We start from the raw sequence: 25296 nt of genomic DNA on the forward strand, positions 1-25296 counted from the left end.
TAAATTAGATGGTATGAAAAGTCTATTTTGGAGAATATCCTTGGTTTTTACCTTAGTCATGATGGTGGTAGGCTTTGCGTATATCATGATCACTACAGTCGCATCCAAAAACTATTTTCTCGAAACCACACAAAAACTGAACGCTTCAGTAGCTGAATACCTGGTCAAAGAAGCGCCGCCTTTCAAAAACGGTAAAGTCAACGAAGAGGCTTTGGGTGTAATCATGCATTCCATGATGGCTGTCAATCCGAGCATTGAGGTGTTTCTTTTAGATCCTGAAGGGGAAATACTTTCCTTTGTGGTATTGGATTCCAAGGTCAAGCTCAAAAGGGTAGATGTCAAACCTGTAAAGGAGTTCATCGCATCCGGCGGTTCCAGGTTTGTTCTCGGAGATGACCCAAGGGCAAATGGGTATCAGACCATTTTTTCTGCGACAGAGGTCATCGAAGATGGCAGACTTTTGGGGTATGTCTACATCACTTTGGCAAGCGAAAAATTTGAAGAAGTAGCAGCAGGTCTATTGGGAAGTTATTGGCTCAAATTGACACTGAATTCTTTCTTGATCACGATGGTCATTTCATTGATCATTTCTTTGTTGCTGACGGCGCTGTTGACAAAGAACCTCCGGGAAATAGTCAAAACGGTAGGTAAGTTTAAAGATGGAGACCTTCAGGTAAGAATTCCCCAGATGAAAGCCAATTCTGAACTTTCCGTACTCGCCTCTACTTTCAACCAAATGGCAGACAATATTCTGCACAATATGGAGGAGCTCAAAAAAGTGGACAGCCTGAGGAGGGAATTGATCGCCAATGTATCCCATGACCTCCGCAATCCTTTGGCTGTGATCAACGGATACGTCGAAACCATGATGATCAAGGGTGATCAGCTTACTGAATCCGAAAGAGAGCAATACCTGAAAATCATCTCCGATTCCTCAGAAAGGCTCACCAAACTGGTAGCGGATTTGTTTGAACTCTCCAAACTGGAATCCGGTCAGATGCAGTTAAAATTGGAGCCGTTCAGAATCCAGGAATTGCTTTTTGATGCCTGTCTTAAATTTGAACTTTTGGCCAAAGCCAAAAAAATAGACCTTGTCGCAGACATTTCCCCTTCCCTCCCTGTGGTGAAAGCAGATCTATATTTATTGGACAGGGTTATTCAAAACCTGATTGATAACGCCGTCAAATATTCTCCAGAAAACGGACAGATAATCCTCAAAGCATTTTATTGCCAGACCACTTACAAAGTCTGTGTCAGTATCAAAAACACCGGTTCGGGAATTCCCCAAAAAGACTTGGCCTCACTCTTTGAGAGGTATTATATGGTGGACAGGGATAAAAAAGGAATCGAAGGGTCAGGTTTGGGTTTGGCAATTGTCAAAAAAATATTGGAAGTCCACGATTCAAACATCCAGGTCTTTTCTGATTCTTCCACATTTACCGAATTCGTTTTTGAACTTGATCCCATGAGGACCAATTAAAGGGAAAGGTTTTTAAAAGGCTTTAGGAATTATGAAACTTGGACTCTAACATGGATTCTTTACCATTCTTGAATGTAGGATTCCATTTTAAGCTAACCTGTTATAGGGCTGAAAAGAAATTACCTGACTTAAGCCCCTTCTTGAGATAAAAAAAGGGAGATGAATCTTCATCCCCCGTTTTTTATAATAAATAGACCAAACAAAATGTTACATGTGCATCCGCATTGTTGAACGTCCCCGACTAATTCCGAAATTTTCTACTATAAAACTGAACTCCATATGTTTGAGGTGGGGAGGAATGACGGCGGACCGGGCCGGCCCAGGCCTTGTGCGCGGATAGGATTCTGCCGTCTTGGCTTTTTTGGCTACTTTTTTTGCTAAGAAAAAAAGTAGCTGTAAAATTGATTGACCGATTTCCTGAAGCCCCAAGAAAATCTTTATAGTTAATTTTGTTACGTGCATTCATGCGAATACTCATAAAATTTTATTCCAATAATGCATTTCCAAAAGGAATGGCTGCGGCTCCGCACCAGATGATACCGTGTGTAAACTTATCGTCTTTATTGCCCTGAAGTTCATAAAAATGAGCCCCCGGCCTGTTTGCCAATCCCAACAACTGGAAACTCCCGCTTTCATTCAGCCTCAAAGAAGAGGAGGTAGACAGGTAGACAGTGACCGTACCGGTAGAAAACTTGGTAGTGAAATTGTCACTCAGAGAAATGTAAAATTTTCCCGCCTGATCCCTTACAAGTTGGACAGTTCCCCTTGTCCCTGCGCCGCTCTGGTTTGATAAGGTGCCGCTCTTGAGCACTTCAAGAGGGCCGGTTACCTCAACCATGTCATCATCCATCGGAATTTCTTCCGACATGTTTTCGCAGGACAGCAGAAAGGCCGTCATCAATACTAAAATCATACTTAAGTTTTTCATGTTGATATAGTTTAATGGTGAATATTTGACAGGCTTCTAAAAAGAATCCGGTCTCTTGAATAAATGATTTTCTTTTTGGTTTTAAGTTCATTCATGACTGTAGTCACGGTTTGCCGGCTGGTATCGGCGAGTTTTGCAATGTCTTCATGGGACAGCCAAATTTTTAGCAAAGTTTCATCTCCAAATTTCTGACCTGCTTTTTGGGCAAGGTCCAGGAGAGTTTCCTTAATGCGGTAAGCCGCATCTTTGTTCAAAAGCCTTTTGTGCCGGAGATTTAATTTTTTAAAATCCTCCAAAATAAGCGCTGATAGACCTGCAACCGAATTGGGATAGGTCTCCAAATTGATTTCGGAGAGTTTGATATAATGGACTTCGGTATCATCAGATAGGGTGATGGCAGAATTATTAAAATGTATTTCAGGATGGAATAAGGCGTCCCATTCACCAAAAATCTCTCCTTCAGTTTTGATGGCATGGATTACCTGTTCACCGGACTCAGCCAATTCACACAGCTTCACAGAACCGCTTTTTACCATAAAAAGCTTGTTTGCCAAATCTCCCTGCCGGTATACTGTCTGGAATTTCCCCAGTTTCTTAAAGGGCAGAAACATCAATCCTGTTGGAAAGTCCTTTTTCCCGGAGGTATAATCGGATAATAAATTGATGTGATTCATTCTGTCGGAGGTTTGAGGTTATAAAAGACACCCAATCCAAAGACACCGCCTGAATAGATGTTTTTTCTATCAAACAGGAGGTCATTGAAATTGCGGTAAGTTAGACTCAGGTGGAATTCTTTGTAGACCGGGGCGCTAAGACCCAAACTGTAACTTGTGTATTCCGTGCCGTCCCCTCTTACAAAATCAGTCACTTCGGTAATCTCGTCAACGGAAGTAAGTCCGTTCATCCGGACATTGAACCAAACTTTGTCGGCAATCTTATAACCCAATTCCACCCCAACAGCAAACTGATCGCTGAATGAAATCCCATCATATTGTGTCCGATAATTGTATGACCCAAATAAGGATCCATAAAAAGGGATATCCCCCAATGCAAATGAAGTGGCCAATGTAGTCCAGACATTGAATTCCCCGTCTCCGCTCGGAAGATTGATTCTTTCAAAGTCGTTGACCGTACTGTTGGCAAAATTATTGGCCCTGCCAATCGGGATTTCGGGAGCGACGCTGATGGCCAAGGGAAAGTATTTCTTGAGCAAGGAATGTTTGAATTCCAGTCTCAGGTCGCCGAGTCCTGAGACAGTTTCGGTAGTTTCAAAACCGTTGAAGTTCTGCAAAGGCAGATTGGTGATGATGGTAAATTTGTCAGTCACCCCATATTCCCCATAAAAGACGATGCTTTGCTGGTGAAATCTGTTGGTAACGAGCCTTTCGCCATCAAGGGTGAAGTAATCCTTGGAATTAAATGACGAAAATGAGGTCTGGAAAAAACCTTCGCCTTTTGTTTTTGTCCATCCACTCTGACCACTTGCTTCCTGTACCACAAACACCAATGCCAAAATCTGGAAGAGTTTTATATTTTTCATGATGGGAGAGTTAAGCACCCCGGGTACTCCGGGATGCTGTTGGGTAATTATTGCAACCTTGCGTTTCCGAATGGAATGCCCACCGATCCGCACCAAAGTATGACATGGGAATATTTCCCTAAATCGGCTCCTGATGGTATTCTGAAGAAGTTTTCACCTGCATTTCGGACAGGACCTACCAACAATAAATTTGGATTGCCATTTCCCGGATCGGGAGTAAAAGTATCAGAGGTAGAGAGGTAAACCGTCACAGTTCCCGTAGCCAAGGCTGTCCGGAAAGCATTGTTGAACGCCAAAAAAAACGTTCCTTGTGTATCGGTACCGATAGTGGCTGTACCTGTACTTCCTGCGCCGTTTTGATCTGTGAAAGTACCGGAACGCTGTACTGAAAGGGTCCCGTTTGGTAATGTAGAATCGATGATTATCGGATCTGTGTCATCGGAACATGCGGCAAAGATGACCACCGCTAGAAATAGGATTATTTTTTTCATGATAGTTTTGATTTTGTTTTGATCAAAATTGCCCATCAGTTATCACAAAAAAATCACGAAAAAGTAAAGTTTGAATTTTTCGTTTTCATAAAAGAAAATCCAATTGGGGAAGATCTAAATTCTTGGATGTTTTGTACGGAAAGCACCTATTTTTTTCAATTTTCACTGAGTGCCATTTTGATAAAAATATATCAAGTTGGAGAAAAAACACTGAAGATCGGATAAATTCTGCTTTCAGTCCCAATTTGTAGCCAAGGGTATATTCAATCTCTTTTTCTTTTTTTCAGAATGGAAATAATTAACTTGGAATACCCAAAATAATCTCTCCATCCTATGAAGAAACTAGCCTGTTTTTTAATCCTGAGCACCTTGTTTGTTGCATGTTCCCAAACTGACTCTTCTCAGGAATCCACTGTAAAATCCCATTATCTTGTCAACCGCGCACCATTGGAGCCCACCCCTTACCTTGAACTGCCCCTCGGAAGTATCAAGGCCGAAGGTTGGCTGCAGGACCAACTTCAGCGGATGGCCAAAGGACTGACCGGACACCTGGACGAGGTTTACCCCGAGGTGGTAGGTGCGCGCAATGGATGGCTTGGCGGAGATGGAGATGGATGGGAACGGGGTCCCTATTGGATAGATGGTCTGTTGCCATTGGCTTATATCCTCGATGATGAACGCCTCAAGGAAAAAGCACAAACCTGGATTGAGTGGACGCTGAACAATCAGGCGGAATCCGGCTACCTTGGACCAATTCCTTTTGAAACCGAACCGGAAACCGAAAAAGGAATCCAAAAAGGGCCAAGGGAGGATTGGTGGCCGAAAATGGTCATGCTCAAAGTCCTGCAGCAATACTATCAGGCTACAGGCGATGAACGGGTAATAGCTGCTTTGACCAAATATTTCCAATACCAATTAAAGACCCTCCCTGAAAAACCGCTGGATTATCTTTCCCTTTGGGCAAACCGCAGGGCAGGAGATAACCTGATGGTCGTCTATTGGCTGTATAATATCACCGGAGATGCATTCCTGTTGGAATTGGGGGATTTGATTCAGGAACAGACTTTTCCCTGGCAGCAGATTTTTACCAATGCAGAAAATGCGGTCCAATTTCAGGATATCTGGCATTACAATAAAATCAAGCGCTTTCCTTTTGATCGGGAAGAAATCGGGAACCTGACCCTGTCAAAAGTCCCCGGACTGCATACCGTCAATGTCGCCCAAAGCCTCAAGCAGCCGATGGTTTATTTCCAAAAAAGCAAAGACTCCCAAGCTTTGCCTGCTGTCAAAAAAGCACTTCAAGACCTTCAGCAATATCACGGGCAGGCACAGGGAATGTATGGAGGCGATGAACCCCTGCACGGAAATAATCCTGTTCAGGGAGTTGAGTTGTGCTCCATCGCCGAAGAAATGTTTTCTCTGGAAACCATTCTCAAGATAACCGGCGACATGGAATTTGCGGACCTGCTTGAAAAAATCACCTACAACGCCCTCCCGACTCAGGTTTCGGATGATTACCAGACAAGGCAATATTTCCAAGCCGCCAACCAGGTAGAACTCACCGATCAGCTTGAAACTTCCTATGAGAAAACCAACCATGAGGGGACGGATTTTGTGTTTGGGGTGCTCTCCGGTTATCCTTGCTGCACGACCAACATGCACCAGTCTTGGCCAAAATTTGTACAGAACCTATTCTATGCGACGCCGGATGGAGGAGTGGCTGCTTTGCTATATGCCCCGAGCAGCGTAGAAATGACCGTTGGCCATGGAGCCACGCTCAAAATCAAAGAAACCACCGGATTTCCTTTTCGTGAAACCATCCATTTCGACATGGAGCTTTCGGAAGAGGCATCTTTCCCTTTTCACCTCAGGATTCCGGCTTGGTCCCATAATCCCAAAATTGAGGTCAATGGGACCGAAGAGAAATTTGAAGTTACCGGCCAAGTGGCTGTGCTGAATCGGACTTGGAAGAGTGGTGACAAGGTTACTTTGACCTTGCCTATGGAATTGAAGTACTCAACCTGGTATCGGGACTTGGTTTCTATTGAAAGAGGACCTTTGGTTTTCAGTTTGAAGATCGAATCTGAAAATAAAATCAAAGACAGAAAAGACCGATTCCGTGCCTTTTGGGAAGTTTTTCCGAAAAGCGATTGGAATTTTGCCCTTGAAGCCAACACCCTTTCAAACCTGAGCAGCAATATCGAAATCATCGAAAATGACTGGAACGGTGAATTTCCATGGAATCTGGAAAACGCGCCTATCGAGCTGAGATTAAAAGGTGTTCATATACCGGAATGGAGAACCGTCAAAAGTGCGCCACAGCTCCCGGAAAACCTGCCTAAAAGCATGTCTTTGAATGAAGTAACCCAAAGGCAAAAGGAGATTACTCTTGTTCCTTATGGCTGCACAACGCTCAGGATCACAGAATTTCCGGTCGTCAAAGTAGAATGAACCATGGAATATTGCGTTTTTGGTTTAGCCAACTATCGTCCTGAAGGTCAGGTTGACTCTTGGTCTTTTGACCAACTTGGTAGGAGGTAGTCGGTGGAGCCAATGCGTTTGGGTTTTGCCTGCCATCACGAGCAGGCTTCCGTGTTCGAGAATCAATTCCACTTTCTCGGCGGTTTCTTTGTGTTTGAAGGCAAATTTCCGCTCGGCACCAAAACTTACCGAACCGATCGCGCCGTCTTTTTTGAGGTCTGTTTCCCCGTCGCTGTGCCAGGCCATGCCTTCCTCTCCGGTATGGTAGAGGTTGAGCAGGCAGGAATTGAAAGTCTCCCCGGTTTCCTTTTCGATGGCTTCTTTAAGCATCAGCAGTTCCTTGGTCCAAGGCAGGGCGGTCTTGGTAGCATTGGAGTAAGTGTACTCAAACTCCCGGTCGCCGTACCAGGCTACTTTACGCTTGGTGATGATCTTTTTCCCAAAAATGTGTGCCTCGTCATTTTTCCATTCGATGGTATTGAGGAGAACCTCATAGTAAAAATCAGCTTCTTTGGGAGTGAAAATTTTCCCATAATAATTGACGATCCCTTCTTTGGGGAGCAGGTTTTTGGTTGGGTTGGTACTTGGTTCGAAGAGGTTCAGATTCATGGCAGCAAGTTGGGAATAAAAAATATAATGGTAAAACAACCCTTAAGGTTTTGGATTGGGGCTGGTTTTTTAATGCCAATATCGGGAGGTGTTTAAAAAATATATATCAGTATTGTCTTATGTACCTATCTATTTTCAAAATTTTCTATCTAATACAAAATCTTATAGGTTTGAGGTGGGGAGGAATGATCCCGAAGCTTAGGGAGGCCGGCTCCGGCCTTGTGTGTGGATAAGGGATTAAAACGCGAGTTTTAATAGCCTGATTGTGCGGTAGGCCATCTTGTTCCGAAAGCTTTCGGAATTGGCTACTTTTTTTGTCAAGCAAAAAAGTAGCTGAAAAAAAATAGGATCGATTTCATTTAGCTCTAAGAACATTTTTAAAGTTCATTATGATTACCCGGTTTTATACCATTAGCCAAATATCAATTTTCTTCACCTCGGCAAGCTCGGTGAACGGATAACTTTAAACTTGAGGGGGAGAGAGAAATGCGGCAAAGCCGCATTTCTCTCTCCCCCAATTAAAATCTTTAAATCCCGGTGGTCGAGCCTGCCGAGACCATTCCGTAAGAAATCGCATACTGGTTAGAAGGCGGATATACATCAAGTTTATTTTATTAAAGTCCGAAGTAAAAATTTCCAATTGAAGAAATCTGAAACAAAAAAATCAATCTACACTTGTAGATTTAAAATTAATATCTACATTTGTAGATATCGAACTTAAAACTAGACAATGAAACTTTCCCCAACCGAAGAAGAACTCATGAACCATCTCTGGAGCCTTAAAAGGGCTTTCATGAAAGACCTTTTGGATGCCTATCCAGAACCAAAACCCGCATCGACGACAATCTCAACTTTGCTAAAACGGATGCAGGAAAAGGAATTTGTTGCGTACAAGACATTTGGAAATTCACGTGAATACTACCCCCTGGTGACCAAAGAAAATTATTTCTCCAAGCACATCAATGCGCTTATCAAAAACTTCTTCAATGATTCACCGGCTCAGTTTGCCTCTTTTTTTACAAAAAAGACCCAACTCAGCGATGAGGAACTCATCGAAATCAAAGCCAATATTGACAACCTCTTAAATAAAAAATAATGGCACTTTACTTCATCAAATCCGCGGTCTGCCTGCTTCTCCTTCTGTTGTTTCACCGTTTGGTGTTGCAGAAAGAGGCCATGTATCATTTCAACAGGTTTTACCTCCTGTTTTCAGTGGTGGTGTCATTTCTGATACCTTTAAATACCATTGAAGTTGCTGGTATACAGCCGCTGTTTGAACCAGAAGTGCCAACCGAATTTGTACCTGCCGTGGAAAGCTTGGGAATGCAGCCGGTCGTTTCCCAAGCTGAAAAAAGCTTAGATTGGAAGCTGGTTTTGACCCTTTTTTATGGATTGATCACATTTGCATTGTTGGTCCGGTTTATAAGGAACATCAACATTTTATTTGAAAAAGTAAACCGGAATGTTTTGATAAAATACCGCGGGGAAAACCTCGTGATGCTCCGTGAAGATTGCCCTCCCTTTTCTTTTTTGAAATATATTTTTGTCTCCCATTCAGATTTTGAAAGCGGAAAATTTACGGATGCGATATTGATTCATGAGTCCACCCATGTGCAGGAAAAGCACAGTTGGGATAACCTTTTGGTCGAATTTCTTTTGGTTTTCTTTTGGTTTCACCCGGGATTGTATTGGGTCAAGACCGCCATCAAATTGAACCATGAATTTATCGCTGACCAAGCTGCATTGAAAATTATTCCTGTCGAAAAATATAAACTCGAGCTTTTATCCATGGTTTTAACAGGACAAAATTTTGGCTTGGCAAGTAGTTTGAATTTTTCACTCACCAAAAAAAGACTGGAAATGATGAAACATGACACCACAAAATCGATGAAATGGCTCAAAATTATGGCCGTGCTCCCGGTACTCGGGACTTTGGTTTATTTCTTAAGCGAACGGGTCATTGCCCAGAACGGTGAAGGAATGCCCAGAACGACGACTTATCTTGATCTAGGAGGGGATAAAAGAGATGATGTTGACATTCATTTAAATTTTATCGAAAGCGGCGTTGTATCAGTTGACGATAAAACCTATCCATTGGCCCAGACTAGTGAGATTCTCCAACAAGTTCCCAAAAAGGAAAATGGCCTTGTTGCGAGAGTATCAGTAAACCAAGGCATTTCTACCGGAGATGTTTTTGATTTACAGATGGCGCTTTTTGATAATGGTGTAACCCACGTTGAATTGGTTAAGTCTGAGAAAAAAACAGTTCTTTCCGACTCAGTTCCATCAAGTAAAAAAGATTTGTATTACGAACACACCACCTTTTACATTCAAGATAAAAACGGCAACAAAACCCAGAAATTCTATTCCGATCTTTCTGAATCTGAAAAAGCAAGATTACCAGAACCACCCCCTGCACCAAAAAAAGCAAATCCATCTTCCGAGACTTTTGAAGGTTGGAAAGATTCAAAGATGTTTGCAATTTGGTTAGATGGAATCCACATTCCAAACTCAAAATTGGATGAAATGAATGCTTCACAAATTGTACATTTTTTTTCAAGTAAAATTTATAAAAATGCCCTTTCAGAAAGGTTTCCACAGGATTACCAAGTATATCTATATACAGATGAAGGGTTCGATAAGGCTTTTGGTCCTAATTCTGATTTACCCATAAAACCTTTGGGAGGGTACACAATTTTGTATACTTATGATTAGATTTCAATTGAAAGGAATTATCCGCCTTTTTTCAATTTAACCATCAATTCATCTGAATAGCCCACTTCCACATTTTCTGTTTTGCCGGAAGCGGTGATGATGGTTAGTTTGAATTTTCAGTCAGCTGCCTTATTTGGACGGGTTTTGATCTATTTTTCTCCTCCTTGCTTTGATTTCTTCGACTTTTTCTTTGGTCACCCCAAACACCTTTCCGTCTGAGGCATCTTTCATCAGGTCGTCGATATAGCGTTGACTGAGTTGGGAATTGTCCTTGTATTTTGTCCTCAGTGTTTCCAGCCGCTTATGAAGATCTTCCCTGATCTCTGCATAGGCCGGATCTTCGTAGACATTGCGGAGCTCCATCGGATCCTTTTTCCGGTCGATCAGTTCCCATTGGTCTTCGACATAATAGTAATGGATCAGCTTGTACTCCTTTGTCACGATGGCATAATGGCGGTTGACCATGTGCTCTGCGGGGTATTCGTAGTAATGGTAGTACACGGCATCCCTCGTCCAATTCTCTTGCTGTCCTGTGAGAAGCGGAACCAAGCTTTCCCCCTGCATGTCCTCCGGTGCTTGGACGCCTGCAGCCTCCAGGAATGTCTGGGCAAAATCAAGGTTTTGAACCAGTTCATCTGAGCGGGTACCGGCCTTCACCTGCCCCGGCCAAGCCACCAAAAGCGGGGTTTTGAAAGATTCATCGTAGATGAAGCGCTTGTCATACCAGCCGTGCTCCCCCAAATAAAAACCCTGATCCGAAGTATAGACGATGATGGTATTCTCCATCAGGTCATTGGCTTCAAGGTAATCGAGAAGCCTTCCGACATTTTCGTCAACAGCCTGGATGGTACCGAGATAATCCTGCATGTACCGTTGGTATTTCCATTTCATCTTGTCCTGATCGGTCATGGAGGGATAAGCTTTTTTGAAGTCTTCATTGACTTTGGAATAGGCCTTCATGAAATTGGCTTTTTGGGAAGGAGTGAAGCGGCTGTACTCATATTCATAGCGGCGTTTGTCAAACCCGATTTCGGGTATGCCCAATTCATCCATCACTTCAGGAAAAACCTTATTGTCTCCCGCCCAACTCATGTGCTTCAGGATATTCATCTCTGCCTCTCCTGCCGGCGAAGTCCTGCCTGCATAATCATCAAAAAGTGTAGCAGGCTCCGGAAAAGTCCTCGTCGTGAATTCCTCCAAATGACGCTCAGCCATCAGCCAAGACCTGTGTGGCGCCTTGTGTAGGTACATCAGCATAAAGGGCTGCTCCGCTTTTCGTTCATTTTGGAGCCAATCCAAGGTCATGTCCGTCACGATGTCCGTCACATAGCCGTTTATGGTGATATTGCCTTCGTTTTTGGTGATAAATTCCGGATTGTAATATGCCCCCTGACCGGGAAGTATTTTGAACTGGTCAAAGCCTTTGGGATTGTTGCCAAAATGGAGTTTGCCAAACATGGCGGTCTGGTAACCTGCTTCCTGAAGGAGCTGTGGAAAGGTCACATTGGTGGTGTCGAAATGGAAATGGTTGTCCACTTTCCCGTTCATATGGGAATGTTTTCCGGTCAATATTGTCGCCCTGCTTGGCGCACAGATCGAATTTGTCACGCTTGCATTGGTAAATAGCATACCCATTTTGGCTATCCTGTCGATGTTGGGAGTCTGGATCAGGCGGTCATCATAAGCGGATATGGCTTGGTACGCATGGTCATCCGACATGATAAAAATGATATTGGGGCGCTTTGGAGCCTGCTTTTCTTCCTTTGCAGCATTGCAGCCAATCATGGCGACCGGGATTAAAGCCAAGAACAATTTTAATAGTGACTTCATAATAACAGGTTTTTGGGGTTCTTTAAAATTAGAAAAACATTCCTGAAAAGCTTTGCAACATCCTGTCAATTATAGGAATGGACAGTTTATTATTGGATTGTGGCCAAATGGATAATGACGGCTGACATCCTTGAATAAACCATCTGTATTTTCCCTCATCTTCTCATTGTTTGAAAATCGTAATTATTACTTTGAAAAAAGTTAAAAATACCTTTTCCCATTTGGTAAATTTGTAACATCGAAAAAAGTAAAAAGCATTCACAAACAGGAACATGACGCAGTATTTCCAAAATTTAGGAGAAAAACCATCGCCAAACCAACGGGAAGGATACTATTTGATTTTTGGTTTCCATAAGTTGGCCTTGATAAAAGCGATGATCCTTTTGGTGTTTGTTCTATTTATAAGTACGGGTGTTTTTGCTCAGGATAATTCCGGAAAAGGACCAAGCTATTTCCGTGGCAATATCAGTGTGACCAACAACGGACTTTCTCTCATTCCGGCATTTTCGCTTGGGAGACCTGCAGCGATTTTCGAAATGTCGATGGGCGGCGAAAGGCTGAGTTTTGATCCCGAACTGCGTTTTGCTTTGGATGGAAAGCCCTGGTCTTTTATCTTTTGGTGGCGGTACAAAATCGTCAAGTCCAGTAAATTTAACCTGCATGTCGGCGCGCATCCGGCATATATTTTTACGACTACCATGGAGCCTGATGCAAATGGTCAAATGGTCGAAATCACCAAGACCCAAAGGTTTTTTGCAGCAGAAATCTCGCCCTCCTATACCATCAGTCCAAAAACCAAACTGAGTTTTCTCTACCTCGCAGGGAGAAGTTTGGGCAAAGTCCCTTATTCACTCAATCAATTTGTGACCATTGGGCCTTCATTTACCAATATTCCTATTTCCCAGAAATATTTCTTCAATGCCAGGCCTCAGGTGTTTTACCTCAAGATGAATGAAAAAGATGGATTCTTTGCCAGTTCATCCATGGTCATAGGCAGGAAAAATTTCCCGATATCTCTGGGAGGAATTGTCAGTAAAGTGATAGTGTCTGAGATTGAAGTGGACAACTGGATCTGGAACATCAGTCTGATCTATTCCTTCAACAATGAATTTGTCAAAAGATCGAATCCGATATTATAATTGATATATAATAGAAATATAGTAGAAATAAAATTGATATATGGGTGAGATCGATATTGATGGATACTGGATATATATTGATATTGGTTGGAGTCAAAGAAGAAATATGGTGGAAATAAATAGAAATAAAGTAGAAATAGGTTGCGGAACTTAAGCCTCAATTTCTGCCACTCAGGCTTGATGCTTAAAAATTATATCGCCGAAGGCTTATATCAATATATATCGCGAAGCATGTATCTTTCAAATATCGCCGCAGGCATATATCAATATATATCGCGAAGCTTATATCATTCCTATATCGCCGCAGGCATATTTCCATTTATATCGGGAAGCATATATCGATCAATATTTAGAAAAAAGTTTCTAACATATCAGACATCTGAAATAAAAAAAATGAACAAACCTGAATCGCTTGAAGAATTTTACAAAAGGAAATTCAATTGGCTTCCTGAGAATATCAGGAACGACATCGGGCATTTCAACATGTTCCGGTTGGAACCTTATTACCAAGGAAAAACCACCTCTATCCCTTACAGAAGACGGGATTTCTATAAGGTCATGTTGGTCAAGGGCAAAAGTGAAGTATACTATGCAGATCAGGTTATCGAGGTCAAAAAGCAGGCATTGGCATTTTCCAATCCTTTGATCCCCTACAAATGGGAGCACCATGAGAACCTGAAAGGCCAATACTGCATCTTCAACCAACATTTCATGCATGACTTTGGCAACATCAGCCAATATGAAATCTTCCAGCCAACCGGCAACCACGTCTTTGAACTTTCCGACCAACAGGTGGAGGAAGTAGAGGCGGTTTTTAAGAAAATGGAAACCGACTTCAGCTCAGAATACAAATACAAGTATGACAGTATCCGAAGTCTGATCTTGGAACTTATCCATTATGGCCTCAAGCTGCAGCCCAATACCTTGGCCGACAGACAGCCATTCAATGCCGCCCAAAGGATATCGGCCATGTTTTTGGAATTGCTCGAAAGGCAGTTTCCCGTCGAGGACAACCATCCCCAAATCGACCTGCGCTCAGCTTCCGAATTTGCTGAGCACCTCAATGTCCACGTCAACCACCTGAACCGTGCCGTCAAGGAAACCACCGGTAAAACCACCTCTCAGGTGATCGCTGACCGACTGATACAGGAAGCCAAAGTCCTGCTCAAACACAGCAAATGGAATGTTTCTGATATTGCCTACGCTTTGGGATTTACCGAAGTGACCCATTTCAACAACTTTTTCAAAAAACACCTGCAGACCAGTCCATTAAAATTCAGGGCCGGATAATAACTCCTTAATTTTTTTCAACCCCGAAGCTTTTGACCACCGACAGATCAAAGGTCAGATGGTGAACCAACATCTTAAACCGGATCCTAGCTTGGTCAAATGTTCTCTCGATTTTTTTAAAAAGGGGACGCTTGGCTGAATGGGATTTTACTTTGTGTGACCACAGGATTTGTAATTATAACCTGGGTGAGAAATTTCTGTCTTTTGCCAACTTTTGGACGTTCTCCTTGTTAGGTCTCAAATTATTTGAGACCTCAAAATATTCCATGTTAGGTCTCAAATCATATTTTAAGTCGATTGGGGAAAAAGTCTGAGTTTACTTTGGACATCAAATCAGACACAGGTGTGTCAGAAAAAACTTAAAAACGAAAGAAAAAATGAAAACACTCACGCTCCTCGCATCTATGCTTTTTGCTACCGTATTGATGGTAAAAAACGAAAAAATCGAAATCGCCTCTATGAAATCCGTAGAACTCACTTATCCGGAATTTGCTACTTATGACGTCAACCTGAGCAACTCCTCAGGAACCCCAATTGATGTTTCGGTCATTAACCCCATTACCAACAAGCAAGTAAAGGGTTTTGGCCTTGGCGCATACGGTAATGCAACAGTCTCTGTGGACAAAAACCACATCCTCAAGCTCAGGAATAATTCCTCGAAAAACATGAGTCTTTCCATTGATTTTGTGAAGAAGGAGCCTGATACCTACAATCCCGAAAATGCCCCCACAGTGAATTTTACCCTACACAATTCTTCTCTCAAATCAATCCCGCTGATCATACCAAACGTAATGAACCCAAACCTGTCCCCCATGTCCAACAGTGGCGTTTCCCTCAAAATGGGTCAGAAGATTTACTATAAAATCGGTTCAAAAAAAGTGGTGATTCTTACCGTGGATGATTCTATTCAACCGGGAGACAAAATTGATGTAGCCAAATTGATCCGAGACATCAAAAAAGATTGATAATTTAGATCCCAAAGGTTTGAAGTAAGCCAACCCTCCAATGGTTGGCTTACTTATTGCCACACCTCTCATTCCAAATACATGTCAATTTATACCACACCCCTTCAGTTCGGATATTTTTTCAGCCTTTTACTCTGGATGCTACTCCTCATCAGGGGCTACAAAAACCAACGGCTGTCAGACAAACTACTTGGTTGGATCATGTTTATCCTTGCTATGGAATTGCAGGATTATACCTTTGGTTTTGCGGGGATTAATTTCCTTTGGGATGAGTTGAATGGCTTTCCCAGAAGTGTGAGCCTGTTGTTTGGTCCGATCGTTTATTTCTATTTTTTGGCCCAGACCAACCGTTCTTTTGTTCTCAAAAAGACCCATTCATGGCATTTTCTTCCGTATGTGGCATACTTTGTTTATAAGCTTTTCTTCTTTTTGCAAGGACCTGAAAGGGTAGAAATCCTGCACCAATCTACCCTAGACCTTGTCATGACTTATGTGCTGAGGATCTGTCTGATTGTTTCTTTTATTTATTACTTGTCTAAATGTTCGTCCATTTACAGAAAATACAGAAAGTGGAGCCTCGATCAGTTTAGCAACCTCGAGCTTATCGATTTCAGATGGTTTCGAAATTTCATTTTCTCCATGATTGTTTGGCTGATTTTCAGGGAAGTTATGCTAGTGATAGATGTGATTTTCAAGTTGGATTTTTATCAGGATTGGTGGTGGAACCTCGCCTTGGCAGCTGTCGCCATATATATCGGTCTGAAAGGTTTTTCCCAGAAGCAGCCTGCAAGGATCAGTTTTGACCTTGATAAAGTTGATGATTTTACAAAACATGAACCTTCGGTTCTGCCGGAGAAAACGGTCAGTATCAAAGGTGTGGATCCGGAAAAGGTTCAAATAGCCAAAAAGCTTAAAGAAATCATGGAAAATGACAGTCTTTATCTTCAACCTGAATTGAATCTGCAAGAACTTGCTCAATACCTACAGACCAATCCTGCCCTTCTTTCGGCAGCCATCAACCAGGTTTTTGGCAAAAATTTCAATGAATATATCAATGGCCTCAGGATTGACGAATTTGTCAGAAAGTACAATGCAGACAGCAACCGTAGGTTTACACTGTTGTCGCATGCCATGGATTCCGGCTTCAATTCCAAAGCAACTTTTAACCGGGCCTTTAAAAAAATAAAAGGGAAATCTCCTCAGGAATTTTTGAATTTTCACTAAAAGAAAGGAAATGAATCCCAAAAAACCATCATTTTTTTTCAGGGATTGATGAATAATGAATGAAATTCAGTAGCAGCATGTCCTTGAATAATTGCCGCCTGCTTTTGCCGTATTGCCACCTGCTTTAGCTGGTGGTTGAAAAAAAAGAGAGGCACTTGGGCTTTAGCCAAAAAGGTTAGATAGAATCGGTAAACCCACCAGTTTTGATTAGACCATTGTCTTATTTAATAAGAGTGGATATTATAACAAGTAAGAAATCATGACGATTAGATCTTTATTATTTTGCCCCTTTTTTTTACTTTCCTTTGGACGTAGTTACAATCAGAGTCCCATTTGATGAAATCAGGTTGGTAACTGCGAAATTTGCGGGCAGTCCCTCACTTGATGGTTTCCAGTGAAAATCTGATTTTCCTTTTCTATACACCCCATCCCACTGACCTGCCAAAGCGATGCCATTTTGGTTAAGTACATTGAAGGTATATAAATCTTCAGGCAATCCTTCCTGTGCCTTTTGCCATACCATCCCATCCTTTGAGGTCAATAAAAGTGCCGTGTAGGTCATGGCGTAGATTTGATCTACATCCGAATTGATATTGTGAACACTGTGATTGGGAAGGATATTTTTCCATTCCCCGGAAGCATCTTTTTTAAAAATTCCTTTGCTTGTTGCCAAATAGAGTTCATGATCAAAGTCAGTTGCACCATTGACCTGCAAAGAGGGCTGTCCAAATTCCAATTTCCAAGAATCGGAATCTGACCCAAGGGAGTAAAAACCGTCATTAGTACAGACATAAAGGATATCTTCAAAAATTAAAAACCTCCTGATAGTTGTGTCTCCCAATCCTGAGTTTTGGGATGTCCAGGATTTGCCTTGGTCAGTGGAATAGAATACTCCCTTATATTGGGTACCTACATAAATGGTGTCATGATAGAACATAATCGCTCCAAGATTTCCTTCCAGGATAATTTTATCTGTGGGAATATTATACCATAAACTGTCTGCCTCGCTGAATAAAAAAACACCCATATCTTTGGTCGCTATTCCAATTTGGGTTTTGGATACGGCAACACCACCCAATCCGATGGAGGAGTTTTGGGGAATGCCCGAACTTACATTTTTCCAGGTATTTCCATTGTCAAAAGAGAAATAGACCAACCCTTTTTCATTTGATTGGTTTCCAAAAATGGTTATTAAAGGAGCTTTTTCCGAGAGGACAGTATTTGGATTTGGTTCCTTGCAGCAGCATAAGGCTAATATCAAAACCGGAATCAAGTTATACTTCATTCAAATTGATTGTTTTTGTTTGGAATATACAAAGGAAATGGAATTATCCTGCCCCTTCCACTATCCCGGTCTCCTCCACAGTCAAAGCTAAACTCAGGGCATTTATTTGCTAGTAGAGGCGGAAAGTAAATCCCAAAAAACAAAAGTGTGGGATTTCATACCGATAGCTATCGGCACCAACCGGCGCATGCTTGAACCTCAATGCTAAAAGGCAATTGACCAAGCCGAGGGGGGACTACTTGTAACAGCCGACTGATTTCAAAAACCACTTGGCTGGTACTTTCTACTACATTTCAATATTCAACCTTCAACAAATAACCCCAAGAAGACATTGAATATCTCTCGTCTAATTATGTTTGATATTTGAATTTGAGTCATTTTACAGAAAGTAGAATATGTCACTGTTTTGAGAAAAAATAGAATCAAAAACTTGTAAAACAGCTTTTTTTTAAATTAAAAATTTATTTATATTTCTAAGGAAAAATTAATTTGAAATCCTCGTAATGATTTCTTCACATTTAGTTTTTTACTGTGATCTTTTTATTTACTCCATTAACCATAACTTAACAAAACAGTAACATGAGAAAAAGTACCAGTTTTCATTGGCTTCAAAACCTACTTAAGCCAATGCTGTTCCTCCTTCTTTTCGGGGGAATCATTTCACCTTTAATTGCTCAGGAAAGGGCGTCTTTAGAAGGCAAGTATGCAGTTACCCGAAGTGACAATCAGGTCTTCATCTTTAGTTTCAGCAAGGATGGAACCGTTATTGTAACAAAGAAAAACTCGGAAGACAAAGATTTCAAAGAAAAACAGAAGTATGAATTGAATGGAGACAAACTGACCATCACCCCGATTTGGCCTCCGAGTGTCATCGACGATTTCAATGATGTCACAATGACCAAAGCAGGAGAGGGTTTGTTCACTTTTTCCAAAGATGGACTTGATTATGAAGTGCAGGAGCATTCCAATGTGCCTGCCATCATACATGTATCGGCGGTTTTGATTGTTTTGCTGATTTTCAATTACCTCTGCAGATGGTCCAAATGGTTTGTTTGGGCTACCTGTGTGATTTTGCCCCTTTACCTTACCATTTATGTATGGCCCATCACCACTGTTGGTACTGCGGTAGACACCTGGTTTCACGTAGCCAAGGTCTGGTCAGCCCTCGCCGGTTCGGTGTTTTTCACCCTGGTCAGGTTTACCAAATTGAACAATTACAAATGGGCAAAATTTGTAGTAGCAGCCATTTTGGCCATCAATATTGTGGAAGCTGTCATGAGGGATTTTGAATTGGGTACCGGATTTGGAGGGATTTACCATTACCTCAACGGTACAGCCGGCATCCTTTGTATCATCACGCTTTCCGGATGGTTGACCATCAAGGCAGACGATTCAAAATTCAAAGACATGGTTTGGCCGGACATGACCTTGCTTTGGATCATCGCTTATGACGTTTGGAACTGGAGTTATATCTGTAACTGTATCCCTGAGCACGGTGTCATGGGTCTGATAGTGCTTTTATCCTGCACCATTCCTGCCTTTTATAAAGTAGGCACATGGCTTCAGGCAAGGGCTTACACTTTATCTGCATACATGATGTACATCATGAGCGGTTCCAAATGGATCAGCCATCCATTGAACAATGTGTTGCTTCCGGATGATCCTACTTTTATCATCATTTTGGCTATGCTTAGCCTTGGGCTCAATGTTTATAATGCTTATGTACATTTTGGCATGATGATCAGGAGAAAAGCATGGGGATTTGGTCAGCCGGTGTTGACCCTAGCCGAGCAGGAGGCAATAGTGGCCACCAACAAAACCTTCCCGCATTTTATCAAAATGGCCTAATAAAAAGGATAATTCCTCTCTAGCTAGGATTTTACTAAACATAAAAGGCTACCGAATCGAGGGTAGCCTTTTTTCTTCATTCCCATTGAAAAAAACAGGCCTGTTTTTTTATTCACTTTTAAATCACATGATGATGAATAGCCAAAGAATTTTATTGTTCATTCTGTTCCTTTTTAGCTTTGGGACAATGTCTTTCAGCCAGGATATGGATTCCATTCCCGAAGGAAAAAAAGAAAAGAAAGTGACCATCATCCCCATGCCGGTCATTGCTGCCAATCCGACCACAGGTTTGGTTTATGGTGTTGCCCCGGGATTTAATTGGTTCAATGGCAATCCCGAAACTACAAGTATGACAAGTTTCCTGGGGACTTTTCTCTATACCCAAAAAAACCAGTTGTTTCTCCAGGTAAGGGGAAATATGTTTTTGGAGAATGACAGATGGCTGATGATGACTGACCTCAGGTTCAACCTCAACAGTCAGCCTACCTACGGACTGAGTACAGATGCAAGGTATGCCTACCACACTGTCATTGGCGAAGATGGAGAGGTATCAGATGACCTGGTCAAAGGTCCACCGGAAAACGAAATGATGGGTTTTGACCACTTCAGGTTTTACCAGACCGCTTTGAGGCGGTATGCAGATACCAGGTTTTTCTATGGGGTCGGATACCATCTGGACATCATGTCCAATATCGATGACAAGCAATTGGACCTGGATGCAGATCCTCCCAGACTCACCTACCACTATCAATACCAAACCCTGAAAGGAATGCCTCTTGAAGGCTATACCCAATCGGGTGTTTCTTTAAATGCGTCTTTGGATAGCCGTGACAATGTGGCCAATCCCTATGACGGCCGTTTGGTTTTTGCCTCTTTGAGACTCAATCCCGAGTTTTTGGGAAGTACCGAAGGAGCAAGCCAACTTTGGCTGGAATACCGGGATTATTTCAACCTCAACCCCGAAAGACCCAGAAATCTGATTGCAGTGTGGGCTTATGGTTGGTTTGTGACAGGAGGCAAGGTGCCTTATATGTTTTTGCCTGCGACAGGTTGGGACATGTTCGGTAGATCGGGAAGGCCCTATACCATGGGGAGGTTTAGGGGAGAAGACCTGACCTACACAGAAGCAGAATGGCGGTTTCCTTTGCAAAAGACAAAAGACAGATTGGGAGGTGTGGTCTTTGTCAATGCCACTTCTGCCAGCAGCAGGACAGACAATGTGAAGCTTTTCAGTCACTTCCAGGCTGGTTACGGCGCTGGTTTGAGGTATATGATCAGTCCAAAAAACAGGGTCAATATCGGATTGGATTACGGAAGGGGAATCCACGGTGCATCGGCCATTTTTCTCAACTTGAATGAAATGTTCTAGAATTCAGACTAAAATTTTTACCTAAATCATAAACGATCATGAAAGTATCCAACATAAAGATTTGCATTTTCCTTATGGTTTCATTTTTATTTTTGAGCATGTCAATATCATTTGCCCAGGATCATTTGTTAAAAAAAGGAATGACGAGCCATTTCATTGAAACCAACGGAATTAAAATGCATTATGTCAAAGCAGGCGAAGGCCCTAAGTTGGTTGTGATGGCACATGGGTTTCCGGAGTTTTGGTATGGCAATTATAATATTCTGCAATCCTTTATCGGGAGCAAGGAATATACTGCTGTAGCTCCTGATATGCGGGGGTATAACCTGACTGACAAGCCCGGGGAAGTAAAAGCCTACCAAATAAAAAATATGGTGGATGACCTGGCGGGAATGGTAAAAGGTCTTGGTCATGAGAAATTTTCCCTAATTGGACATGACTGGGGAGGGATTGTATGTTGGGTTCTGGCAATAGTACATCCTGACCTTTTGGAAAAATTCATTATAATCAATTCTCCCCATCCGGCGATCTTTGCAAGAGAGATGAGGGAAAATCCGGCGCAGCAGGCAGGGAACAGTTACACACAGATGTTCAGGGCAGAAGGTTCTGAAGCAAAACTCACAGCCAATGATTTTGAAATCCTGGTCACCATGATGATGTCGGAAGGGTTAAAATCCGGCGTATTTACCGAAAAGGACAAAAAAATATACAGAGAGGCTTGGTCTCGCCCCGGTGCTTTGACCGGAGGGCTTAACTGGTATAGGGCTAGCGCCCAATATGGCTACGGTTATGATATAAAGGATTTTTCGGTCAATGTCCCGACACTTGTTATCTGGGGCATGGACGATGAGTTTATCCTCAGTTCCAACCTAAATGGATTGGATGGATTCGTACCTGACCTGACCATCCAAGAGGTGGAAGGAGCCACTCATTGGATCATTCACGAAAAACCAGATTTGGTCAATAGGTATATTAAAGAGTTCCTTTCCAGGAATTAGGAAACTGCAACGTGGACATTCCTAAAAGCATATGTTGACGGAATGAAATGTTTTGGAATATAATTAGAGCAAAAAAAAGGCTATCCCAAATCAGGATAGCCTTTTTGATTGCCTGCTTTTTTGAGCCTCAAACTTTTAAAACAGAGATTGTGGATGGTTTAGTAATCTTTATCAATCAATATCTAATATCAATCAATATCAAATTTTAAAGCACAGATTCGCTTTGTCCTACTTCCAGATTGGCAGGAGCTTTTCCTGTAAATCTCCACCTGTAATGAAGCACAAAATAAACCACATTAAAGGCCAAGCTGACCAAAGCCATGATCAATACGAGGTTTTCAGACCTTGGCATCGGGATCACAAAAGTCAGTCCCAAGCTGTTGTCTGCAAAGGCTTTGAAGCTGAAGAGGTACATCATATAAATCGCCAAAGTAAATGCCCTTGCCTGAAGGTAGGTTCCTTTTTTGATCCAAATGGCAGCTACTGTCGGCGCCAACAAGACGATGAAAGAAAATGCAACGGTATTTGGGAAATTGATATAAACAAAGGTGATGTTCCATACATCATAGGCCAAAATCCAAAATGTCGTCATTCCCGGCCACAGCATGTCATGGGGCTTTTGCTCGTCTTTCTTGACGCCCTTCCATCTCGATATGGTAACCATACACAATACGCCGGCAATGCCATTGATGATGTTAGGCAAATCCGGTTGGGAAAAATCCTGCAATACCGCCTCAGCAATGTTGATGGCCAAGATCAACATGACCACAAATTTTGCCCATGTTTTTCCATCAATGTTGTGAAACCTAAAGAAGGTCGTAAAAACACTTCCTGCGACGGCAGAATACAGTTTGATCCACCTGAACCAACCGTCAAATCCGGCTTTCATCCAATGTGGGATCAAGACTATGGGAAGAATGAAATAAAGCAAATAAGAGACGCCCTTGTAATATCTGGAGATTTCATTGCCCACCATCAGGATAATAAACAGAAACACCAAATGCATCCAAGACCAGAAGGGTTTGCTTTTGCGGATTTCTACGTCTGTTTCGCCATCCACATGTTTGAACTCGTATCGGGTGTCATCGATGTAGGTGATGGTCCTGTCTGAAAGTTCTCCGATAGGACCGGAAGCATCGCCGGACAGGACAATGTTTGACCCTTCCATCGACCAATTGAAAGTCTGCTTCAGTTTGCGGACAGTCATGCTTTTTTCAATATCGACGGTGCCGTCTTCCTTGAATTGAAAATCATACACCAGGCCGCTTCCCTGGGAATCGACCATCGAACCTTCCAAAGTTCCAATCCATCGGCCATGATCGCCGGGAAGACTTTGGGCTTGTGCAAAGGGAATCCCCGCAAGCACGAAAAACATAGCAAACAGGAAAACTGATAGGGAATTCCTTGCAAAATTGAAATTGGGCATAATTTTTATTGGTTAAAGGGTGGATGTAAAGAATATTATTTCAATCAAATTAAGGATTTAAATTTAAAAACAGGGCCTGGTCTATAATTATTTTGCAAGGCTATGCTTCGAGATTTGTCAGGTGAATGGATTCGGGAAAACCGTTTTCAGCAAAAAATCAAAAAGAGTTGCCGAGGATAGGGCAACTCTTTTTGGCAAACTGTTACAGCGGATATCTCAAGATTCCTGCGATGGCGCTGCTTTCATCCGGCATCATGTCAGGTTCTACGAGGTAGACCTTGCCTTTGAAATCAATGACCCTGGCAGCAGCCTCATCTATCAGACAGTGCATTCCCGGTTCTTGGGTTTCAGAAAGGACGATTTGGTGGGCACTTTCATCATAAGTCCCCCACAGATGCTCATGGTCTTTGTCCACCAAAAGTGTGTCTACTGCTCCTGTCAGTGCCGCCTTGATCAGTTTGAGTTTGTCATTGTTGATCGCAAGACCATTGGCGAGGTAAGAACCGAAGCTTTCCTTTCTTTCAAGTCTTTCTGTTTCAAAATAAGGCGCTGCGACTTCCCATGATTTGGCATGGAGAATCATCATGTCATTGTGGTTGAATGCTCCGGTGATCTTGCCCTCCTTCAGGTATCCGTAACTGTTTGCCTCCCTGTATATCGGGGCAAGGTATTCCACCCCTGCAAGGTATAGCGGCAAGGGGTTACGGTTAAGAACCGGAACCAATTTATTATTTACCCTGTGGAAAAATTGGAGTAAGCGCTTTTTTCTCTCCTCGTCGGAATTCTCGCTATGACCGTGGAACTGCGATCCTGCCCCCGCACCCCTTGCCTGAAAACCTTTATCACCCCTTGCTTCTTCTTCACCTTCTGTAAAGGAAGAGGCGATATCTTCCTCATCTAGTTCCTGAATTCCGTTTCTCGTCGCTTCATAGAGGTAGATATGGTCAAGGTTCAATAACAGTAAATAATAGTGACCATCATCCGAAAGCTCAGGAATAATCGGAAGAAGCATCGGTTTGGATCCGATAAAATGGCTGCTTTTCTGTACTTCAAGGGGTAATTGAAAAACCTCCATTTCCCCATCATGAAGGAAGACGGCCAACATGTCGGAATTGTGCTCCCAAAATTCATCGTTATCTAAAAGTTCATTGGCAGGAGCAAGTATTCTGTCGGCCTCTTTCCAAGCCAGACCCTTTTCTGAAGTAAGTCTGTTGTTGATCTCCTGCAGTTGGTTTTTGAAATGGGTTTTGTCCTCCCTGTAGGCAGTAGTACTCAACCGGGAGGTCGGTGTGTAGATAGAGACGAAAGGATAACCCGATTTTTTGGAAAGGGCAATAAATTCTTCTTTGTCAAAAATTCTCATTTTGTTTGGGGTTTATGGATGGTTTAAAATTATAATTCAGGATCCTGTATTTGAATATAAAAGATGAAACAATCTATGAAAAAACCCAAAATAATATGCTATCAAATGCATAAAAAGTTATAAAGAAATCAATTTTTGATAGAAAGGGAGTGAAGTTTCCTTTCGGATTTTGTGGCAATATTCCGATACTGAGAGAAGAAGGTCGGAGAGATAAACCAAAAGACAAATCCCAAATTCTAGGAATCCCAAAAACCCTCCTTCCTACGGTATTTTTCGACATTGAACTAACATTCTTAAAAATTTTTACCTAAACCC

At 42.2% G+C, this 25296-nt stretch carries 20 protein-coding genes; 11 read left to right on the plus strand and 9 right to left on the minus strand.

The features are described 5' to 3' along the window. Window positions 1-13: 13 nt before the first annotated feature. Window positions 14-1480 carry a sensor histidine kinase gene (locus DQW11_RS11290; RefSeq protein WP_113924232.1) on the plus strand — a complete coding sequence of 489 codons (1467 nt, stop codon included), beginning with the start codon at window positions 14-16 and terminating at the stop codon, window positions 1478-1480. A gap of 484 nt (window positions 1481-1964) precedes the next feature. On the opposite strand, the gene DQW11_RS11300 is transcribed toward DQW11_RS11290, so the two are convergent. Genes DQW11_RS11300 through DQW11_RS11315 form a run of 4 tightly spaced genes read right to left on the minus strand, consistent with a single transcriptional unit; the run spans window position 1965 to window position 4439 of the window. After that, complete coding sequence (locus DQW11_RS11300) at window positions 1965-2408, minus strand: DM13 domain-containing protein (RefSeq protein ID WP_113924164.1); 444 nt, start codon at window positions 2406-2408, stop codon at window positions 1965-1967. Window positions 2409-2419: 11 nt separating this feature from the next. Next, complete coding sequence (locus tag DQW11_RS11305; protein ID WP_113924165.1) at window positions 2420-3082, minus strand: Crp/Fnr family transcriptional regulator; 663 nt, start codon at window positions 3080-3082, stop codon at window positions 2420-2422. Beyond that, window positions 3079-3948: a hypothetical protein gene (locus DQW11_RS11310; RefSeq protein ID WP_113924166.1), complete on the minus strand. Its 870-nt coding sequence runs from the start codon at window positions 3946-3948 to the stop codon at window positions 3079-3081. The genes DQW11_RS11305 and DQW11_RS11310 overlap by 4 nt, the downstream gene beginning before the upstream one ends. Window positions 3949-3995: 47 nt before the next feature. Then, a complete protein-coding gene (locus tag DQW11_RS11315) occupies window positions 3996-4439 on the minus strand; it encodes a DM13 domain-containing protein (protein WP_113924233.1) in 444 nt (147 codons plus the stop codon). Between the two features lie 333 nt (window positions 4440-4772). Between DQW11_RS11315 and DQW11_RS11325 the strand changes: the two genes are divergently transcribed. Further along, window positions 4773-6890 carry a beta-L-arabinofuranosidase domain-containing protein gene (locus DQW11_RS11325; RefSeq protein WP_198669884.1) on the plus strand — a complete coding sequence of 706 codons (2118 nt, stop codon included), beginning with the start codon at window positions 4773-4775 and terminating at the stop codon, window positions 6888-6890. Between the two features lie 24 nt (window positions 6891-6914). On the opposite strand, the gene DQW11_RS11330 is transcribed toward DQW11_RS11325, so the two are convergent. After that, the gene (locus DQW11_RS11330; protein WP_113924235.1) at window positions 6915-7523 is read right to left on the minus strand and encodes an alpha-ketoglutarate-dependent dioxygenase AlkB family protein; all 609 of its coding nucleotides are present in this window, start codon (window positions 7521-7523) and stop codon (window positions 6915-6917) included. A gap of 736 nt (window positions 7524-8259) precedes the next feature. Between DQW11_RS11330 and DQW11_RS11335 the strand changes: the two genes are divergently transcribed. Next, a complete protein-coding gene (locus DQW11_RS11335; RefSeq protein ID WP_113924168.1) occupies window positions 8260-8625 on the plus strand; it encodes a BlaI/MecI/CopY family transcriptional regulator in 366 nt (121 codons plus the stop codon). After that, the gene (locus tag DQW11_RS11340) at window positions 8625-10244 is read left to right on the plus strand and encodes a M56 family metallopeptidase (RefSeq protein WP_113924169.1); all 1620 of its coding nucleotides are present in this window, start codon (window positions 8625-8627) and stop codon (window positions 10242-10244) included. Before DQW11_RS11335 ends, DQW11_RS11340 begins: the two co-directional genes overlap by 1 nt. A 129-nt stretch (window positions 10245-10373) precedes the next feature. Here DQW11_RS11340 and DQW11_RS11345 read toward each other — a convergent pair whose 3' ends face one another. Then, window positions 10374-12029, minus strand: coding sequence for a sulfatase family protein (locus tag DQW11_RS11345; protein ID WP_232826730.1), 1656 nt, complete (start codon window positions 12027-12029; stop codon window positions 10374-10376). Window positions 12030-12346: 317 nt separating this feature from the next. Here DQW11_RS11345 and DQW11_RS11350 point away from each other — a divergent pair, with 317 nt between their 5' ends. The 4 genes from DQW11_RS11350 to DQW11_RS11365 all read left to right on the plus strand — a co-directional run bounded on the left by DQW11_RS11350 (window position 12347) and on the right by DQW11_RS11365 (window position 16692). Then, a complete protein-coding gene (locus DQW11_RS11350) occupies window positions 12347-13213 on the plus strand; it encodes a hypothetical protein (protein WP_232826724.1) in 867 nt (288 codons plus the stop codon). 393 nt (window positions 13214-13606) lie between these two features. Continuing rightward, the gene (locus DQW11_RS11355) at window positions 13607-14503 is read left to right on the plus strand and encodes a helix-turn-helix domain-containing protein (protein ID WP_113924171.1); all 897 of its coding nucleotides are present in this window, start codon (window positions 13607-13609) and stop codon (window positions 14501-14503) included. 377 nt (window positions 14504-14880) lie between these two features. Further along, window positions 14881-15468 (plus strand): hypothetical protein, encoded by a 588-nt coding sequence (locus DQW11_RS11360; protein ID WP_157966100.1) that lies wholly within the window; start codon window positions 14881-14883, stop codon window positions 15466-15468. Window positions 15469-15549: 81 nt separating this feature from the next. Next, window positions 15550-16692 (plus strand): helix-turn-helix domain-containing protein, encoded by a 1143-nt coding sequence (locus DQW11_RS11365; RefSeq protein ID WP_113924173.1) that lies wholly within the window; start codon window positions 15550-15552, stop codon window positions 16690-16692. Window positions 16693-16987: 295 nt separating this feature from the next. Here DQW11_RS11365 and DQW11_RS11370 read toward each other — a convergent pair whose 3' ends face one another. Next, window positions 16988-17977 carry a WD40/YVTN/BNR-like repeat-containing protein gene (locus tag DQW11_RS11370; protein WP_113924174.1) on the minus strand — a complete coding sequence of 330 codons (990 nt, stop codon included), beginning with the start codon at window positions 17975-17977 and terminating at the stop codon, window positions 16988-16990. 579 nt (window positions 17978-18556) lie between these two features. Here DQW11_RS11370 and DQW11_RS11375 point away from each other — a divergent pair. The 3 genes from DQW11_RS11375 to DQW11_RS11385 all read left to right on the plus strand — a co-directional run bounded on the left by DQW11_RS11375 (window position 18557) and on the right by DQW11_RS11385 (window position 22192). Beyond that, window positions 18557-19825, plus strand: a complete 1269-nt coding sequence (locus tag DQW11_RS11375) for a DUF5692 family protein (protein ID WP_113924175.1) — start codon at window positions 18557-18559, stop codon at window positions 19823-19825. A 187-nt stretch (window positions 19826-20012) separates the two neighbouring features. After that, window positions 20013-21194 (plus strand): BamA/TamA family outer membrane protein, encoded by a 1182-nt coding sequence (locus DQW11_RS11380; protein WP_232826725.1) that lies wholly within the window; start codon window positions 20013-20015, stop codon window positions 21192-21194. Between the two features lie 140 nt (window positions 21195-21334). Next, window positions 21335-22192 carry an alpha/beta fold hydrolase gene (locus DQW11_RS11385; RefSeq protein WP_157966101.1) on the plus strand — a complete coding sequence of 286 codons (858 nt, stop codon included), beginning with the start codon at window positions 21335-21337 and terminating at the stop codon, window positions 22190-22192. Window positions 22193-22397: 205 nt separating this feature from the next. On the opposite strand, the gene DQW11_RS11390 is transcribed toward DQW11_RS11385, so the two are convergent. Both DQW11_RS11390 and DQW11_RS11395 read right to left on the minus strand, forming a co-directional pair. Continuing rightward, entirely contained in the window at window positions 22398-23618 is a 1221-nt protein-coding gene (locus DQW11_RS11390) for a DUF5692 family protein (RefSeq protein WP_113924178.1), read from the minus strand. 202 nt (window positions 23619-23820) lie between these two features. Next, on the minus strand, window positions 23821-24981 hold the full coding sequence (locus tag DQW11_RS11395) for a baeRF7 domain-containing protein (RefSeq protein WP_113924179.1): 1161 nt from the start codon (window positions 24979-24981) through the stop codon (window positions 23821-23823). Between the last annotated feature and the right edge of the window lie 315 nt (window positions 24982-25296).

Origin of the sequence: Cognataquiflexum aquatile (assembly GCF_003316845.1) — a bacterium.
GTDB classification, from domain to species: Bacteria; Bacteroidota; Bacteroidia; order Cytophagales; family Cyclobacteriaceae; genus Cognataquiflexum; species Cognataquiflexum aquatile.

Coding starts and splice junctions, on each gene's coding strand:
- DQW11_RS11340 (WP_113924169.1), top strand. CDS start 8,625: ATGGCACTTTACTTCATCAAATCCGCGGTCTGCCTGCTTCTCCTTCTG.
- DQW11_RS11375 (WP_113924175.1), top strand. CDS start 18,557: ATGAGAAAAAGTACCAGTTTTCATTGGCTTCAAAACCTACTTAAGCCA.
- DQW11_RS11380 (WP_232826725.1), top strand. CDS start 20,013: ATGTCTTTCAGCCAGGATATGGATTCCATTCCCGAAGGAAAAAAAGAA.
- DQW11_RS11325 (WP_198669884.1), top strand. CDS start 4,773: ATGAAGAAACTAGCCTGTTTTTTAATCCTGAGCACCTTGTTTGTTGCA.
- DQW11_RS11390 (WP_113924178.1), bottom strand. CDS start 23,618: ATGCCCAATTTCAATTTTGCAAGGAATTCCCTATCAGTTTTCCTGTTT.
- DQW11_RS11360 (WP_157966100.1), top strand. CDS start 14,881: ATGAAAACACTCACGCTCCTCGCATCTATGCTTTTTGCTACCGTATTG.
- DQW11_RS11315 (WP_113924233.1), bottom strand. CDS start 4,439: ATGAAAAAAATAATCCTATTTCTAGCGGTGGTCATCTTTGCCGCATGT.
- DQW11_RS11385 (WP_157966101.1), top strand. CDS start 21,335: ATGACGAGCCATTTCATTGAAACCAACGGAATTAAAATGCATTATGTC.
- DQW11_RS11355 (WP_113924171.1), top strand. CDS start 13,607: ATGAACAAACCTGAATCGCTTGAAGAATTTTACAAAAGGAAATTCAAT.
- DQW11_RS11395 (WP_113924179.1), bottom strand. CDS start 24,981: ATGAGAATTTTTGACAAAGAAGAATTTATTGCCCTTTCCAAAAAATCG.
- DQW11_RS11345 (WP_232826730.1), bottom strand. CDS start 12,029: ATGATTGGCTGCAATGCTGCAAAGGAAGAAAAGCAGGCTCCAAAGCGC.
- DQW11_RS11305 (WP_113924165.1), bottom strand. CDS start 3,082: ATGAATCACATCAATTTATTATCCGATTATACCTCCGGGAAAAAGGAC.
- DQW11_RS11310 (WP_113924166.1), bottom strand. CDS start 3,948: ATGAAAAATATAAAACTCTTCCAGATTTTGGCATTGGTGTTTGTGGTA.
- DQW11_RS11370 (WP_113924174.1), bottom strand. CDS start 17,977: ATGAAGTATAACTTGATTCCGGTTTTGATATTAGCCTTATGCTGCTGC.
- DQW11_RS11350 (WP_232826724.1), top strand. CDS start 12,347: ATGACGCAGTATTTCCAAAATTTAGGAGAAAAACCATCGCCAAACCAA.
- DQW11_RS11300 (WP_113924164.1), bottom strand. CDS start 2,408: ATGAAAAACTTAAGTATGATTTTAGTATTGATGACGGCCTTTCTGCTG.
- DQW11_RS11365 (WP_113924173.1), top strand. CDS start 15,550: ATGTCAATTTATACCACACCCCTTCAGTTCGGATATTTTTTCAGCCTT.
- DQW11_RS11335 (WP_113924168.1), top strand. CDS start 8,260: ATGAAACTTTCCCCAACCGAAGAAGAACTCATGAACCATCTCTGGAGC.
- DQW11_RS11290 (WP_113924232.1), top strand. CDS start 14: ATGAAAAGTCTATTTTGGAGAATATCCTTGGTTTTTACCTTAGTCATG.